At 69.3% G+C, this 15,587-nt stretch carries 15 protein-coding genes and 1 pseudogene; 4 read left to right on the top strand and 12 right to left on the bottom strand.

The genetic code is table 11. The features are described from left to right. Window positions 1-390: 390 nt before the first annotated feature. From ABZT03_RS39945 to ABZT03_RS39930, 4 genes are all read right to left on the bottom strand, one after another. On the bottom strand, window positions 391-915 hold the full coding sequence (locus ABZT03_RS39945) for a hypothetical protein (protein WP_356048556.1): 525 nt from the start codon (window positions 913-915) through the stop codon (window positions 391-393). 367 nt (window positions 916-1,282) lie between these two features. Then, window positions 1,283-1,480: a hypothetical protein gene (locus tag ABZT03_RS39940; protein ID WP_356048555.1), complete on the bottom strand. Its 198-nt coding sequence runs from the start codon at window positions 1,478-1,480 to the stop codon at window positions 1,283-1,285. Window positions 1,481-1,651: 171 nt separating this feature from the next. Continuing rightward, window positions 1,652-2,035: a toxin Doc gene (locus ABZT03_RS39935; RefSeq protein WP_356048553.1), complete on the bottom strand. Its 384-nt coding sequence runs from the start codon at window positions 2,033-2,035 to the stop codon at window positions 1,652-1,654. 2 nt (window positions 2,036-2,037) lie between these two features. Next, window positions 2,038-2,286 (bottom strand): antitoxin MazE7, encoded by a 249-nt coding sequence (locus tag ABZT03_RS39930; RefSeq protein ID WP_356048551.1) that lies wholly within the window; start codon window positions 2,284-2,286, stop codon window positions 2,038-2,040. Between the two features lie 288 nt (window positions 2,287-2,574). Between ABZT03_RS39930 and ABZT03_RS39925 the strand changes: the two genes are divergently transcribed. Then, entirely contained in the window at window positions 2,575-3,123 is a 549-nt protein-coding gene (locus ABZT03_RS39925; protein WP_356048549.1) for a hypothetical protein, read from the top strand. Here ABZT03_RS39925 and ABZT03_RS39920 read toward each other — a convergent pair. Continuing rightward, complete coding sequence (locus ABZT03_RS39920; protein WP_356048547.1) at window positions 3,080-3,871, bottom strand: IS5 family transposase; 792 nt, start codon at window positions 3,869-3,871, stop codon at window positions 3,080-3,082. The genes ABZT03_RS39925 and ABZT03_RS39920 overlap by 44 nt on opposite strands. Window positions 3,872-4,631: 760 nt before the next feature. Here ABZT03_RS39920 and ABZT03_RS39915 point away from each other — a divergent pair. Continuing rightward, window positions 4,632-5,858: an IS110 family transposase gene (locus tag ABZT03_RS39915; protein WP_356048545.1), complete on the top strand. Its 1,227-nt coding sequence runs from the start codon at window positions 4,632-4,634 to the stop codon at window positions 5,856-5,858. Between the two features lie 149 nt (window positions 5,859-6,007). On the opposite strand, the gene ABZT03_RS39910 is transcribed toward ABZT03_RS39915, so the two are convergent. From ABZT03_RS39910 to ABZT03_RS39880, 7 genes are all read right to left on the bottom strand, one after another. Beyond that, complete coding sequence (locus ABZT03_RS39910) at window positions 6,008-6,808, bottom strand: maleylpyruvate isomerase family mycothiol-dependent enzyme (RefSeq protein WP_356048543.1); 801 nt, start codon at window positions 6,806-6,808, stop codon at window positions 6,008-6,010. A 688-nt stretch (window positions 6,809-7,496) separates the two neighbouring features. Further along, the gene (locus tag ABZT03_RS39905; RefSeq protein ID WP_356048541.1) at window positions 7,497-7,811 is read right to left on the bottom strand and encodes a hypothetical protein; all 315 of its coding nucleotides are present in this window, start codon (window positions 7,809-7,811) and stop codon (window positions 7,497-7,499) included. Then, window positions 7,808-8,647 (bottom strand): alpha/beta hydrolase, encoded by an 840-nt coding sequence (locus ABZT03_RS39900; RefSeq protein WP_356048540.1) that lies wholly within the window; start codon window positions 8,645-8,647, stop codon window positions 7,808-7,810. Before ABZT03_RS39900 ends, ABZT03_RS39905 begins: the two co-directional genes overlap by 4 nt. Window positions 8,648-9,325: 678 nt before the next feature. Further along, a complete protein-coding gene (locus ABZT03_RS39895) occupies window positions 9,326-10,471 on the bottom strand; it encodes a serine hydrolase domain-containing protein (protein WP_356048538.1) in 1,146 nt (381 codons plus the stop codon). A gap of 46 nt (window positions 10,472-10,517) precedes the next feature. Beyond that, on the bottom strand, window positions 10,518-10,991 hold the full coding sequence (locus ABZT03_RS39890; RefSeq protein WP_356048537.1) for a DNA starvation/stationary phase protection protein: 474 nt from the start codon (window positions 10,989-10,991) through the stop codon (window positions 10,518-10,520). Window positions 10,992-11,025: 34 nt separating this feature from the next. After that, complete coding sequence (locus ABZT03_RS39885; protein ID WP_057606772.1) at window positions 11,026-11,859, bottom strand: alpha/beta hydrolase; 834 nt, start codon at window positions 11,857-11,859, stop codon at window positions 11,026-11,028. Between the two features lie 129 nt (window positions 11,860-11,988). Then, window positions 11,989-14,739 carry an AAA family ATPase gene (locus tag ABZT03_RS39880; protein WP_356048535.1) on the bottom strand — a complete coding sequence of 917 codons (2,751 nt, stop codon included), beginning with the start codon at window positions 14,737-14,739 and terminating at the stop codon, window positions 11,989-11,991. 234 nt (window positions 14,740-14,973) lie between these two features. Between ABZT03_RS39880 and ABZT03_RS39875 the strand changes: the two genes are divergently transcribed. Both ABZT03_RS39875 and ABZT03_RS39870 read left to right on the top strand, forming a co-directional pair. Beyond that, window positions 14,974-15,297: a hypothetical protein gene (locus ABZT03_RS39875; protein ID WP_356048533.1), complete on the top strand. Its 324-nt coding sequence runs from the start codon at window positions 14,974-14,976 to the stop codon at window positions 15,295-15,297. Window positions 15,298-15,468: 171 nt separating this feature from the next. After that, window positions 15,469-15,587, top strand: a pseudogene (locus ABZT03_RS39870) (IS701 family transposase); the annotation flags it as partial.

The raw sequence follows: 15,587 nt of genomic DNA, 5'->3' as shown, positions 1-15,587 counted from the left end.
GGCGGCGGCCGGCGCTGACCGCGCAGCCTTCTGGGATGACCGCACCCCCTGAAGCGCCCGTTACGGGTAGCTGGGAGCTCCAGCTCACCGCCGAGTTCTCATTGGAACGCCCCCACGCGCCGATCAGTGACTCAGCGTGGCAGGTCCACAGAACCTGAGCCAGAACCCGTTCTCATGGACAAAGCCAGAGACCGTCTCGACGATCGTGTGCGACTGAGCGTTCACGCGGTGGGCTGGGCAAGGAGCGTGTCCATGAGCGTGAGGTAGCGCTCCAGGTCCTTGGCCCAGCCGTGAAGGGCGAGGTACTGAAAGACGTTGAGGGCGATCGCTGCCTCCCCGCCAATACCGAGGACTATCCCTTGAGATCGGGGGTCTATGACCTCACTGGTGTCAGCCGATGCCGGTGACCTGGAGTGCGGTGGTCCAGTTGTTTTTGATGGCGCTGCGGGCGGCGGAGAGTGTGATGGTGCCGTTGCAGACGGCGTTCTTCAGCTTGGTCTCGGTGCCGTCCTTGGTGTAGGCGGTCTTGGTGCCGTAGTGCGGTTCGGGCCACAGGTTGCCGGGGTCGCGGGGCGCGCCGCCGAGCTCCAGCGGAACGAGGTGGTCCTCCTCGTAGTCCGACATGTTGGTGTCGGAGTAGCCGTAGTCGATGATGCCCTGCGCCTTGAGAGGGTTGGTGTAGGACGTGGAGGGCCGGACGGTGCCGGTCCAGCCGGACACGCAGATGGTGCCGCCGATAGTCGACTGGGTGACGTCGGGGTTGTACGAACCGGGCGTACAGGAGGCGTCGGGCAGCGGCAGGTAGGACTGGGAACAGGCGGAGGCGTGAGCCGTACCGGTCGCAGCGATGATCAGGCCCGCGGCAGCCATGCCGAGAGCGGTGGTGGTGGCGGTGACGCGGCGCAGAGGTCGCATGTGGGGGTCTCCCGCTGTTGGCCCGGAGACGAAGTGCCGGGCGTCTGACGAAATGACACCACCAGCCGCGTCTATGCGGGTAGACATGAACGGTGAACTTCCGGTTACCGACACCATCCCTTACCGGAGCATGAACAAGCCTTGCCCAAATCCCCAGTTGGACTGGGGGTTTGGTTTGAAGGATGTGGTCGCGAGCGAAAAGGAGCTGCGGCCGCGGTGCGGCAACTGGTCGCTGTGGGAATGCTGGCACTCAATGGCATCGGAAGCTTCATGAAGACCGGCCGGGCCTCACCCGATAATGGATTGGACGAAGGAGTGCATGGCCGCCCACGGCTGGTACCTGCAGGACGCTCCGCCCGACCAGCCCTTAGTTGGCATCGACCAAAGCTGCCGGGCGCGTAGTGCCGCCGCGTCGTACGGACAGCGCGGCCGCCGGGTCAAAACCGTTGTCAGCAGCAAGGGCCTCGACCAGCTCCACCCGAGCAATCCTCCGGCGCTCCGACAGCGCCTCGGCCACACCGAGTTCGGCCAAAATCCGTTCCGCTTCCGCCTGGAACTCTCCCACGGCGGTTGTGGACGTCAACGCCGCGATGGGCGCCTTGGAGGCGAGTTCGGCACGGCAGCTGTACTGGGTGTCAGACCGGCAGGTCGACCGCGGTGCCCAGCGCCACGCGGTCGCGACCGCCGTCGACGCCGCTCGTCTCGGGAGCGGGAAGGGGGCGACCTTAGCCAGTGCTCAGGCGGGCGGCCTTAGGGAGCGCAGCCGGTCGGCGATGTCGTACACGGTCAGGCGCAGCGCACGGATGTCCTCGACCAGGTCACGCCACGGTTCGTACGCGGCGGTGTCCACGCTCTCCCCGGACGCCCGGAGGTAGGCGACGGCGACGCCGTACGCGAAGAATTCGTTGCGGGCCGGCAGCGGCCGCAGCAGCACGATCTGCTCCATGAGCGCGGCCGCCCGCCAGTAGGCGTCCGGGGAGCCCTCCGCAAGCTGCGGGGTGTTCACCCGGTGCCGCGCCACGGCGGCAACGAGTGCGGAGTAGTCCAGGACGCCCAGCTCCTTGCCGAGCAGCTCCTCCTGCCGGTCCAGGAGCCAGCGGATATCAATGTGCAGGTCCAAGGTCAGGCCGCCCGGTGAGCGGTACGCGCGGACTGCGGCAGCCCGCCGAAGTCACGGTCGAACGCCTCGGCAATACCCGGCTGCGACACGGCCTCACGGAACGCAGCCGTCGCCACACCCAGCTTTAGCTGATTCTCCTGCTCCACGGCCAGCTCTGCGAGCAGGGCCCGCACGCTCGTGTTGCGGGCGGCGGCGATTGCGGCGAACCGGTCCCGAGTCTCGGTGTCGATCTTCACGGTGGTATCAGCCATACCCCGAGTATGCACCAGCGACTACCTCCGTGAATACCTCGCTGTGTTGACGAGATGCACCACTCCCTTTCTTTCCGCCAAGCCAACGACGGGCCACAGAGGCTCCGCATCAGATCGTCAACAGGCACCGCCCGCCAAGGCGACAACACAGCGACCAAAGCGACTGAAGCGACTGAGAGGCTGTTGTCTTTCCGAGTCTGGTGACTGCGTTTCCGCTGGTCAGGGGTAGGGGTGGCGCTTGTGTGGGAGTGATGGATCGTCGTTTCGTCGCTCTCGTGGAGGTCGCGGATGCCGTCGTTTGTCGGACTGCTGGAACAGCACGAGCTTGCCGCCCGTCGTCGTGTGGACGGGCTGCGCGAGGAAGCCGACCGCATCCAGGCCGAGCTCACGGCGGCCGAGCAGGAGTGGCTGGAGTGGACGATTGCCCGCGAGCGTGTGGGCGCGGTGCTGTCCGCGCCGGGCGGCGATTCAGCCGACGCGGCGGCCGCCGGGCGACCGGGCAGTGCCGGGGCGGAAGCCGGGGTGCAGGCGTCGCCGCCCGTGGCGGCGAAGGCGAAGTCGCAGGTTCCGGTGTGGCGAGAGGGGCTGGTTCGGACGGCACTGTCGGCGGACTATCAGCGCATCCTGGCCGCGCTCGCGGACCGGGTCCGTCTCGGCCAGGGCCCGCTGACCTGCCAGGAGATGACCGTCCTGTTCGGCGTGGATGTGGTGCCGGCCAAGGTGGAGGCTCTGCGGTCGAAGGCGAAACGCCTGGTCGCGCGGGGCTGGCTGGCCGAGCCGGCGCCGGGCCGGTTCACGCTCGCGCGGGGCGTGAGCGGGTCAGACGGCGGGTCATGACCATGGTCATCGACCAGTAGATCATCGCCTCGGCGGTGGTGGTGCGGCGTTCGAAGTCGCGCACCAGGCGGCGACTTCGCATCAGGTGGGCGAAAAGCCGCTCGACGATCCACCGTTTGGGCAGCACCACGAACCCACGCGTGTCGTCGCTGCGCTTGACGATCGCTAGGACCAGCGCGAACGCGGCCAGGCAGTGCTCGGCGAGGCTGCCGGTGTAGCCGCCGTCGGCCCAGACGAGTTCCAGCCGGTGGTGCGCGTCGGCCACCCGCTCGAGTAGCGCCTTCGCGGCGGCTCGGTCACCGATGCCCGCGCTCGTGACCATCACGCCCAGCAGCAGACCCAGGGTGTCGACCACGACGTGCCGTTTGCGCCCGTTGATCAGTTTCCCGCCGTCGAAGCCGCGGCTGTCAGTGCCGACGACCGCGTCCGCCTTGACCGACTGCGAGTCGATCACACCCGCGCTCGGCTCCGCATCCCGCCCTGCTCTCTCGCGGACCCGGTCGCGCAGCCGGTCGTGGAACTCCTTGACCAGCGCGTGGTCGCGCCAGCGGCGGAAGAACGCGTAGGCCCGGTCCCACGGCGGGAAGTCGCCGGGCATCGCCCGCCACTTGATCCCGTTGTCCACGAGATAGCGGATCGCGTCCAACATGGCCCGGTGGCAGTACGCCTCCGGCTGCCCGCCCCGGCCCCGCATCCAGCCCGGCACCGGCAGCAGCGGCCGGACCGCCGACCACTCCGCGTCCGTCATGTCCGACGGATACCGCCGAACACGCTCCGGGTGATCGGCCGCATTCCCGAACCGGTGAGCGGCACAATCACACGTCGGTGCAGCCGAGTTGAACTCCACCGGCACGATCACGTACAACTGCGGCAACAGGGTCTCCTGGATCTCGGTTGGCTTCGCAACCCCGAGCTACCAAGAGGCCCTAATCCGTTCTTAAGGACGTTCCGAAGGGGCTGGTGCTCGGTCGGGATGTTCGAGTACGGGACCGTGGCACCTTGGCTCAGCCCGGTGGTGATCGCCTCGCTATAGGGCGGTGCGTGGTTCTGGTGATTGTGGTGGTGGCGGTCTCGCGGGCGCCGAACGGATGCCTTAAGAGGCCCGGGCGTGCAATGCCTCAAGGCAGAGCGGCGACGTGCGGCACGGCGGTACCGCCACCACGGATGGGTGCTGGCGCCCGTCGGCCCTTGGGCGGATGCCTTCTCAAGACCAGGCTTCGACGCCTTTCCACAGATCGGCAGCGTCCAGGGCCGTCGAGTGTCAACACCTGTCGTCTTGATCACTCGTTGGTGTTGGTGGTGCGAGCCCGTTTCATGGTGACCTCTCAATACGCCCGAGCCGTTGGAGCTCCCGCGCAGACCGAGGCCCGTGAGATGCGCTGGTGCCACGAACGGCTAGTGAGGTGGAGGCACCTCCGCGCGGCGGTTGATGCCTGGGATTAGGTCGCACGCGTGGCCCGCATGTGCTCGTGACCAGCACAAACACTGCATGTTGGGAGGGAACTGCCTTGATCTACTGCGGAATTGACTGGGCGGAGAAGACGCACGACGTCGCCCTGGTCGACGACGCCGGAGCGTTGGTGGCCAAGCGGCACATCACCGACGATGCGGTCGGCTACCAGCTGCTCTTGGAGTTGCTCGCTGAGCACGGCGACACTGAAGAGGCCCCGATCCCGGTGGCGATCGAGACGTCCCGCGGCCTTCTGGTCGCCGTCCTGCGGACGGGCAGGCGGAAGGTGTTCGCGATCAACCCGCTGGCCGCCGCCCGCTACCGTGACCGGCACTCGGTCTCGCGCAAGAAGTCCGACCCCGGCGACGCACTCGTGTTGGCGAACATCTTGCGCACCGACATGCACGTCCACCGGCCGCTGCCGCAGGACAGCGACCTCGGCCGCGCGATCGCCGTCCTGGCCCGAGCTCAGCAGGATTCTCTGTGGAACCGGCAGCAGCTCGCCAACCAACTCCGCTCCCTGCTGCGCGAGTACTACCCCGCCGCCTTGGAAGCCTTCGCCACCTGGACCAACGGCCTGTGCCGACCCGAGGCCCGCGAACTCCTCAAGGCCGCACCGACTCCCTCTCAGGCCGCGCGGCTGACCCGCACCCAGCTCCAAGCAGCTTTTAAACGAGCAGGCCGCAAGCGCGGCATCGAGGTTGAGGCTGACCGCGTCCGCGACGTCTTCCGCGCCGCGTGGGCCCACCAGCCACCGCTGGTCGAAGAGGCGCTCGGCAAGCAGTTGCTCGCCCTCCTTATCCAGCTGGAAGCCGCCTGCACCGCCGCCGACCAGCTCGCCGATGCGGTGGAAGAGGCGTTCCCTCAGCACCCGGACGCAGAAATCCTGCTGAGCTTCCCCGGGCTCGGCATCCAGCTCGCCGCCCGGATCCTGGCTGAGATCGGGGACGACCAGACCCGCTTCGCCGACGCACGCGGCCTGAAGGCATACGCCGGCTCCTCGCCCATCACCAGGGCCTCCGGCAAGAAGTCGACCATCACACGGCGGTGGGTAAAGAACGACCGACTCAACCACGCCGGCTACCTCTGGGCCTTCGCCTCACTCCGACCATCCACCGGAGCCAACGCCCACTACCGACGACGACGCGAGCACGGAGACTGGCACGCCGCCGCCCAGCGCAACCTCTTCAACCGCATGATCGGCCAGCTCTACCACTGCCTCCGGCACCGCAAGCTGTTCGACGAACACACCGCGTTCCCCGCCGAACTCGCCGCCGCGGCTTGACTCGTTGGCATCGTGAGGTGTCTGCCTTCATACCCGCGACCAGCCACGATCACCCGATCGAGACTCCCGTTCGACACCCACCCCTCAAGATCGGAACGACAACAGCTGCTTACCGGCTCGAGGCGCGGCACAACCGCCCCCGCTACGTCCTACTTCTCCTCCGGCTCCCAGGCGCGGAGCAGGTCGAGCAGCCCTGCGTCTCCGTCAACGTGCAAGGAGTCGGCCTGGATCCGGTCGTACAGGTAGAGGACCAGCTCACTGGCCGTGCCGTGGACGGAGGCGCCGGCTGCGTCCGAGTCCTCGCCGGTCGCGGCGGTGGGCGCGGGGATGCGGGTGGTGCGTGCGCCGTCGCCGTCGACGGTGAGGCGCCAGGAGCGGCCCTCGGCGGCGTGGAAGTCGAAGGCCGTGGGTTTGTGCGGCCAGGCACTCGGCGTTGCGCAGACGGTGAACAGGAACTCCTCCACACCGTCGAGTGCCAGCTCGACCGGCAGCGGCTGCGGGGCGCCCCCGGCGAGCTGGGCGTCGTAGGTATGCACCGCGGTCTCCTGGACCCGGTGCCGGGCGGTGCCGCCGGCGGTCTGCGGTGACTGCGACGCGGGCCACCACGTCCAGCAACCGCTCTCCGGTCCCGCCGCGCGCAGGGCGCCCAGCAGAAGCTGCGTCGACGAGTCCAGCCAGGCCAGCAGGGCCTCACGCTCCTGCGGCACTTCCAGAGCGGCGCGCGCGGCGACGGCCTCTGCCGGGGGCGCGTCGGCGGGCCCCGCGCCGACGATGGCGGCCCAGAAACGGTCTCCCCCACCCAGGTGCTTCACCAGATCGAACAGCGTCCACCCAGGGCAGGTCGGCACCTGTGCGTCGAGACCGGGCGCGGCGGCGACCACGGCGCGGAAGGCGGTCGACCGTTCATCGATCAGTCGCAACAGGTCGGGGAACTCAAGATTCTTTTCCACGCCGGATGTCTATCACCGTGCTCCGGTGACCGGACAGCGATTTTCACAGTCGCCGCCGGTTGGCCATTGCGGACGTCCTCGCCTCCCACCGCTCGGGTGGCTCTGTCGATGACGAGGAACAGCGCTTCTCGGGCAGTTCGGGAGGCATTGCCCGCCTCGAATATCGACGGCTTCGGACAGCAGCTCGGTGCCAACCGGCAAGGCGCCGTGTGCCGCACGTCCGGGGCCGGGGGCAAAGGCGCTGGTTACGGGCGCAGGTGGCGGCAGTCGTCCCGCCGTTGCCGAGTGCCGGCGGGTGCCTCCCGTTCTCGTCGACATCGAGATCCGGGCCCGGCGGGTGCCTCCGGAGATCGTCGACAGCTGCTGTCGCGTGACGTCGATAAAGCCACTCGGGTGACAAGCTGCGCACTACTGCGAGGACGCCGGTGGTGGCGGTACGCCAGGCGTCGTGCCTGTGGCTGCTCTGGTCTCGCCGTGTGGCCAGGCACCTCGGCGACGTGACGTCCACCCGGTGTGCGCGGTCATGCTGCCGCTCGATGTGATGGACGCGGAGGTCACGACGGCGGGGGAAGACCGGTCGGGTCGGGAGTTCAGGTGACTCCCGTTCGACCAGCACTCCTCAAGTTCGGAACGACTACAGCCACTGAGGCCCACAGGCCCAACTGTGGTGCGGCCCAAGCCTCGTCGCTCACTTCATGACTGCGATCACCAGCGGGTCCGACTCTGGCGCGACGTAGTCGTATGTCGGATAGTCGACGTGGCAATGTGCGCTTGCACCCGCCTCGGAGGCGAAGCCCTCAAGGTTGTCGGCGAGGAGGTCGAGAGCTTCCCGCCCTCCCTTGATCCTCAGGACCTGAGCTTCCGTGACGATCGAAACGGTGGCCCGCTCCGGATCCTCCCGAAACGCGATCTCCGACAGCGACCTCTCGTAGGGAGAGGGGCACGGGTTCTCCGAGAGATCAAAGCTTTGTGCGATGAGCGACAGGGCGGGGCCCTCGGTCATCGGACCGTGCGGGCCGCCTGCTCGACGATGCGGGTGACGGCCTCGGGGCGGGATACGGATACCGCGTGTGACGCGTCGATGGTCGTCGTGTGGGCATTGGCGCGGGCTGACATGAAGCGCTGGGCAGCTACTGGGATGTTGCGGTCCTCCGTGGTAACCAGCGACCAGGAGGGGATCGTCTTCCGGGCGGCCTGGGTGGACTTCTCCTCCAGAGCGGCGGCAGCGATCGGACGCTGCCCTGCAGCCATGAGCATGGCCTTGTCTTTCGGCACGTCTGCGGCGAACTGGCTGCGGAACTTCTCTGGCTTGATGTACACGTCCGCGCCCTGATCACCGTCGGGCAGGACGTAGTTGACGGACTCGACGGCTTGGCCGAGGGTGCTGCCGGGGAACTTGTCCGTCAGTCCGATCGAGCTCTCGCCCTCGTCCGGCAGGAACGCCGCGATGTAGACCAGTGCCTTCACTTTGCCCTCGAGGCCCGCGGCGGCCTGGCTGATGACTGTGCCGCCGTAGGAGTGACCGACCAAGACCACGGGCCCGTCGATGTGGTCGAGGACGCTGCGCAGGTAAGCGGCATCGGTCGCCGGACCACGCAGCGGGTTGGCGGCGGACACCACCGGGTAGCCCGCACGCTGCAGCCGGGCGACGACACCGTCCCAGCTCGCGGCGTCGGCGAACGCTCCGTGTTCCAGCACGATCGTCGGACGTACGGGGTGGTGGGGCGTAGCGTCGGCGGCAGCGGGCAGGGTGACGGCGGCGACGGACAGTCCGACGGCGGCGGTGACACCGAGCAGCGCGGATCTGCTGCCCGGACGGACGAGGCGGGTGTGGTGCATGTGTGATCCCTCTTGTTCGATGGATGGTGCTCGACGGACCGAAAGGTGATGCAGCTGGGTACGTCGAGGAACGGGGCCCGGGTCGCTTCGCCGGTACCTGGTTGACGTGCCTCCGTCTGCGCCACGTGGGCAGACGGATCGGAGCGCTGGTGGGCGGCAGCCGACAGCGGCCCGGAGAGCGGCTGCCGGGCTGCGGCCCGAGGGTGATCCTGAGGTCCACCGCGCGAGGAGGCCGCCGTCGTCCTGTCCTACGGAGGGGGCGACCGGACCGGTTCATCCGCCGGCGGACTGCTCGTTCGCGGACATGGATGGCGGTGCGACGTGCCGCGGGCAGCGGCTTCCCGACGTGATCGAACCTATGGCCGAGATGCTGCAGTAGCCCTCAATCTTCGTGACGATTGCCGCGTCGCACCGTGGGTACGGAAGCTGCAACCCGGATGAGGGAGGCGAGCTCCCCTCCAGCCGGATGACGGCCGCTCACTCGCGTTCCTGGGCATTGTTTTCCCGGAACATGGTCCCTGTGCGGTGCCAGATCACGAGTGCTGCGAGTGCGACGGTGTCGAGGTAGATATAGAGCCGTTTCTCGGAGCGGTGGCGACGGCGCGAATGTTCTTGAGACGGTTGACGGCACGTTCGACGGTGTGCCACAGCTCCGCGCGCGGAGCCTACGGCTACACCTCAGCCGGTACGCTCCAGGACTTCGTAGACATGCCTGAGGTAGCTGTGCGTGCGCTCCGAGCCGAGGATCCCGTCGCCCACCCGGTTCATCGTGTACGAGAACGTGACGCGCCGGTCGAGGTCCATCATGACGATCGAACCGCCCCGACCGACCCAGAAGCAGATCCTCCCGGTGGGCATGTGCGGCATCGTCCTCGGATCGGCGAGTGCGTAGCCCATGCCCCAGCGGACGGGAACGCCCAGGAACAGGTCGACTCCGTCGGCCTGTACGTCGAACACCTTGTCCACCGTCTCCTCGGAGAGGAGCCGGCGGCCGTTGACCTGGCCGCGCCGCGAGATGACGGAGAGCGCTCGGGCCAGGCCACGTGCGTTGCCGTGTCCGTTGACGGCTCCGAGTTCGGCGGAGCGCCACTGCGGGGTGTCGACGTGCTCGTCACGTGCGGGGCTTCCGAGCAGCGTCCTGGTGAAGATCCCCTCGGGATCAAGACCCGTGGGTATACCGCCTAGCTGCGAGGGGGCCACCAGATCGGCGATACGCGGCCAGTCGGCCCGTCGCGCGCCGATCTGGACATCAGCGTGCGTCGGTTCGGCGATCTCGGTGGCGACGAACTCCGTCAGGGTACGACCACTGGCCCGCCGGACAAGCTCTCCCACCAGTTGCCCTTGGGTCTGCACGTGGTAGCCCGAAGCGGAGCCCGGCTCCCACCAGGGTGCCTGCGCGGCCAGTCGGGCACTCGCGGTAGGCCGATCGTAGAGATCCTCCATGCAGAAGGGCTGCTCCCAGCCGGAGAGTCCCGAGGTGTGAGCCAGGACGTGACGCACCTCGATGTGCTCCTTTCCCTGGGCGGCGAACTCGGGCCAGTAGTGCGCGACCGGGCGGTGCAGATCCAGCGCGCCCCGGTCGACGAGGATGAGAGCCGCGAGATTGGTGAGGGTTTTCGTGGTCGACCACATACTCACCAAGGTGTCCCGGTGCCACGGAACGGTCCGTGCTTCGTCCGCGTGGCCACCCCACAGATCGACTTCCATGACCCCGTCCACATCGACGGCGATCGACGCCCCCAACTCCTCGCCGGCTTCGAGGTGCGCCCCCAGCACCGCTCGTACCGGTTCGAATCGGTCTGTGCTCGTTCCCTCGACACCCATGCTCTTCTCCACTTCTGACGCCAACTGTGAGGCTCTGGCCCCCTGATCAGGCCCGGTTCTCCGCCTGGAACATCCAGCTCTGCTTCTCGAGATCGGCCGTCAGGCCGACGAGGAGATCCTCGGTGACGACGTCCACCGGGCCCATCGCGACGATGCGCTCACGCAGCCTTTCGGTCACGGCAGAGAGCGCATACACCAAGGCCTCGACGGCGTCACTGTCCTTGATCCAGCCCGGCGGAAGGGCGGGCACGCCACTGGCTCCCGCAACGGTCCCGGCCCGTCCGTCCGGACTGACGCCCAGGGCGGCCGCGCGCTCGGCCACCGTGTCGGCGTGGTTCCGGGCGACGGTGGCGGCCTCGTCGAGCTGGACGTGAACCGAGCGGAAGCGCGGGCCGTACACATTCCAGTGGGCCTGCTTGGCCACCAGGGACAGGTCGAGAAGGTCGGCCAGGGTCGCCTGCAGCGCCGCACCCGCGGTCTCGCGGTCGTGCTCAGGCAGAGGGTTGTTGACAACCGGCACAGGAGTGCGTTCCTTTCGTGACAGGCGCCGGCTCTCAGGCGGCGAGGAAGTCGAGCAGGGCGGCGTTGACCTCGGCCGCGTGGGTGAGCAGCAGCCCGTGCGGAGCGCCGTCGATCTCGACGTACCGCGCGTCGGGCAGGCGGCGGCGGAACTCGCGGGCCGTGGCGTCGATCGGCAGGATGCGGTCGGCGGTCCCGTGCAGGATCAGCGACGGCACGTCGATGCGCTCCACGTCGGCCCGGAAGTCCGTCAGCCACGCCGGGACGCATGCGTACGCCGCCATGGGCGCCGAGTCGATGGCGGTGGCCCAGTTCGCCCGCAGCGCGGCCTCGCTGAGCCGCGACCCGAGCGTCTCGTCGGTGTTGAAGAAGTCGACGAAGAAGCTCTCGTACCAGGCGTAGCGGTCGGCCTCCGCCTGCTCCGCGATGCCGTCGAAGACGCTCTGCGGCACACCGGTGGGGTTGTCCGGCGTCTGCAACAGGAACGGCTGGAGCGAACCGAGGAACGCCGCCTTCGCCACCCGCTCCGAGCCGTGGACGCCGAGGTAGCGGGCGACCTCGCCCGAGCCCATCGAGAACCCGACGAGAACCACGTCACGCAGGTCCAGCTGCGTCAGTACGGTGTCCAGGTCGGCGGCGAAGGTGTCGTAGTCGTAGCCCGTCATGGTCTTGCTCGACCGGCCGAAGCCACGGCGGTCGTAGGTGATGACGCGGTAGCCGGCCTTGACCAGCGCATCGGTCTGCTTCTCCCATGACTGCCCGTCCAGCGGGTAACCGTGGATCAGGACGACCGGCTGCCCCGACCCGTGGTCCTCGTAGTAGAGATCGATGCCGGTCGAGCCCTCGGTGCCGACGGTGATGGTTCCCATGGTGTGCCTTTCCGCCCGTTCGCCGTGTGCGCACCGGGCATGGCACAAACCTAGGAATCAAGCAGGTCGGACCGCGTCCGTCGGACTACGGCTTCGACGTACGTCATGGTGCTGCGTCTTCCGCGTACGTCATGACGCTGCGCTTTCGGGGTACGTCGTCGTGCCGCCGAGCACCGCGGCGAGTTCGCCGCGGGACGTGACCCCCAGTTTGGGGAACATCCGCTGGAGATGGGTGCTCACCGTCCGGGGCGAGACGTACAACCGCTCGCCGATCTCCCGGTTCGTCAGACCCTGCGCGGCGAGCTGGGCGACATGCAGCTCGGTCGAGGTCAGCCGGTCGACCGCGGCCGGATTCTGGCGCGGGGACGACGCGCCCGCGGCGCGCAGCTCCTGCCGTGCCCGCTCCGCCCATGCCGACGCGCCGAGGGCGTCGAAGATCTCGCGTGCGGCCTGCAGGGCGACGCGGGACTCCGCGGGCCGCCGGTGACGCCGCAGCCACTCGCCCAGGGCGAGGCGTGCCCGCGCCCCCTCGAACGGCCAGTCCGTGGGGACGGCGTCAAGGGCCGCCCTGTACAGCGGCTCGGCGGCATCCTGCGGGCTCAGCAGGGCCCGGCCCAGTCGCAACCCGCAGAGCAGGGCGGGCGAAGACGTCGATTCCCCGAGCGGGGTCAGCTCCCGCACGATGTCGCGTGCCACCCCTGCGGATTCGCTGCGCACCGCCGCCTCGACCAGCTCCGCGACCGCGTAGAAGCGCAGCCAGGAGTGGAAGGCGGGGTCGGCCGGGTCGAAGACGCGGTGCAGGTGGCCGAACGCGTCGCCGTAGCGGCCCTGGCAGAGTGCCGCCTGCCCGCGGGCCATCTGCATGATGGCCAGCACCGGGCGCCCTCCGCTGGGAAGGGCCTCGCGTTCGGCTTCCGCCGCCCATGCCTCTGCCGCCGGGTCGCCGCTGACGGCGGCCAGCTGCGCGCGGATGGCATTCACCATCGCGTGCACAAGAGGCTGACCGGTCTCGCGGGCAAGCGACGCGGCCTCCTCCGCGGCGAGGGAACCAGCGCGCACGTCACCCAGCCGTGCGGCGCTCCCCGCCTGGACGCAGAGGGCACGGGCCAGCATCGACAGCCTGCCCTGTGCTCGCAGGGCGTCCAGCGACCTCGCCGTCAACCGGCTCGCCAAGGTGGGAGCGCCCACCGTCACGGCGGCGGCCCCCAGGAGCTGGTCCCCCTCCGCGTTCTCCGACGAGCGCTCCAGCTGACCCGCCAGGCCCTCCATGACCCCTTCCCCACGCTCGACCGGCGCCGAGTACGCCCGCAGAGCGACCAGGTCGGCGTTGTCGGTAGGCACGGGCATCCGGTCGGCAGCGGCGGCGACCCGCTCGCGGGCGGCCGGGCCCGGTTCTCCCCAGAAGCACTGCAGGACCGCGCTCCACAGCATGCGCAGCCCCAGTGTCGACTCGCCGCCGGCGGCGATCTCGACCGCCAGCTCGGCCAGCTCGGCGGTCGCGGCGCCCTCACCCCGTGTCCCCTCGGCCAGAGCGATGCTGCCCCAGGCCGCGCGGCCTTGGTCCCGGACCGAAAGGTCCAGTGAGCGCGCCTGGGTCAGCAGATGCGTCGCGACGTCTCCTTGGCCCGACTCCAGTGCGAGCTCCGCCGCCCGGAGCAGCCGGTCCGCCCGCGCGGAGGGGTCCTTCGTCAGCTCCGCCGCCCGCCTCAGCGCGGCAAGTGCTGCGGCGACACCGCCTCGCCGCAGGGCTCTGCCGGCAGTGGAGTCCAGATCCCGTGCCACTCGTTCGTCGAGACCGGCGGTGGCGGCGGCACGGTGCCATGCCTGCCGATCGGGCTGCCCCTGGAGCGCGGCGGCCAGCGCGGCGTGCGCGGCCTGGCGTTCCGCGGCGGTGGCGGCGTGGTGCATCGCCGAGCGGATGAGGGGGTGCCTGAAGGCCGGCCCCTGGGCCTCCACCAGGCCCGCGTCGATCGCTGCCTCGAAAGCACCGACGTCGACCGCCGTCCCGAGCATCCGGGTCGCCGCGGCGAGGCATTCGTCCATCGTCCCGTCACCGTTGAGGGCCGAGAGGAGCAGGACCGCACGGGTGTCGGCCGGCAGGCGGGAGACCCGTGCCGTGAACGTCCGCTCCAGCCGCGCGGTCAGCGGCAGCGGACCCGGGTTGAGCGCGTACGCCCCGCCGACCGACTGCAGCGCGACCGGCAGCTCGGTCAGCGCCAGCGGGTTCCCGGCGGCCTCCTCCAACAGCCGCCGTCTGACCTGCTGTCCCAGGCCGGGGGCCACCGCGTCCAGCACCTCACCCGACACCTCGTCCGTCAGCGGGCCCAGGTGCAGCACAGGCAGGCCGGCACTGCTGAGGCGGTCGTCGAGGCGCCGGGTGACGGCGACCAGAACGAGGGGGTCGGACTCGATCCGCCGCGCCACGAACCCGAGCACATCGAGGCTGGCACTGTCCATCCAGTGGGCGTCCTCGACAACCACCAGCAGTGGCGCCTTCGCCGCCGCGTCCGTCAGCAGGGTCAGCGCGGCCAAGCCGACGAGGTACAGATCGGGTACGGCCTCGTCGACTAGCCCGACGGCCGCGAGCAGCGCGGTGCGCTGACGTCCCGGCAAGTCGTCGATTCCGTCCCGCAGTTGGTGAACCAACTGGTGCAGGCCGGCACAGGGTAGGTCTTCCTCCGACTGGACCCCCACAGCGGTGATCACACGGGTGCCGCCGCGTGCTGCCGCGCTCGCGGCCTCCGCGACCAGCGCCGACTTGCCGATCCCCGGCGCGCCGGTGATCACCGTCGCGCCGCCCGAACCGGCGGCCCCCTGCTCGACCAGGGCAGCCAGCGTGCGACGCTCCGTATCGCGACCCAGTAGCGCCCGCCGATGCATGGCGCACCCCCGTTTCTCTGTGCCTCCCCAGCACCCGACGGCTCCGCGTCCTCGCGGAACCAGGCGACCCGGCGGCATCGCCACTGGCGGGCGACCTGGAAGCCTGGCCTGGATGCCGTTCATGCAATGGTATGCATGCTGCCGAGTGGGAACGACCGCTGTCCGCATCCGCGAAACCGAGCCGCCGCCGGGATCACGGCGAGCGGGGCCGCGGCCGACGTAGGATCCGTCGACGTGGCACACACATTCGATGAACTGGTGGAGATGCAGCGGGCTGCCGACGAGGCGCACGGCCGGGTCCTCGAACTGCGGGATGCCTACGGACGGCCCTCGGCGACACCCTGGACGCCCGAGCAGAACGAGGCGTACGAGGCGTACGAGGCGTACGAGGCGTACGAGGCGTACGAGGCAGCCTGGCAGAACTGGTGGAAGCAGGCCGGGAAGGTCCAGGCCGCCGTCACCGCGCACGCCGCGGCGGAGGGCAAGCCCCGCTTCGGCATCGAGGCCGCTGTACGAACCGCGGTCCGGCATCCGGAGCCAGAGCCAATGAGCGCATAGAGAGCGACAGCAGCCGCCCGACAGCGGCCTTGTGAGGCCCCACCGCCTCTCGCGGGTGCGGCCTAGGGTGGAGCCATGGCCCGCCGCCGATGGATCCCGCCCGAGCCGTACGACCTAGTACTGCAACGGTGCCTACGGTGACTGCTGGCCAGGTTCGTCGTTGGTGTGGTTATGGGTGGGGACCTTGCTGATGTGCGTGTGTGGGCGAGTGAACTGGATGCTGTGCACGGGCGGTTCGTGCACCGGTTCAACCGGTCCGAGCCGCGGGAGTCGGCGCTGGCCTATATGCG

Origin of the sequence: Streptomyces sp. NPDC005574 (assembly GCF_040605435.1) — a bacterium.
Lineage (GTDB): Bacteria > Actinomycetota > Actinomycetes > Streptomycetales > Streptomycetaceae > Streptomyces.
Note: the sequence above shows the minus strand (reverse complement) of the source record. Positions and strands in the feature narration are given on the sequence as shown.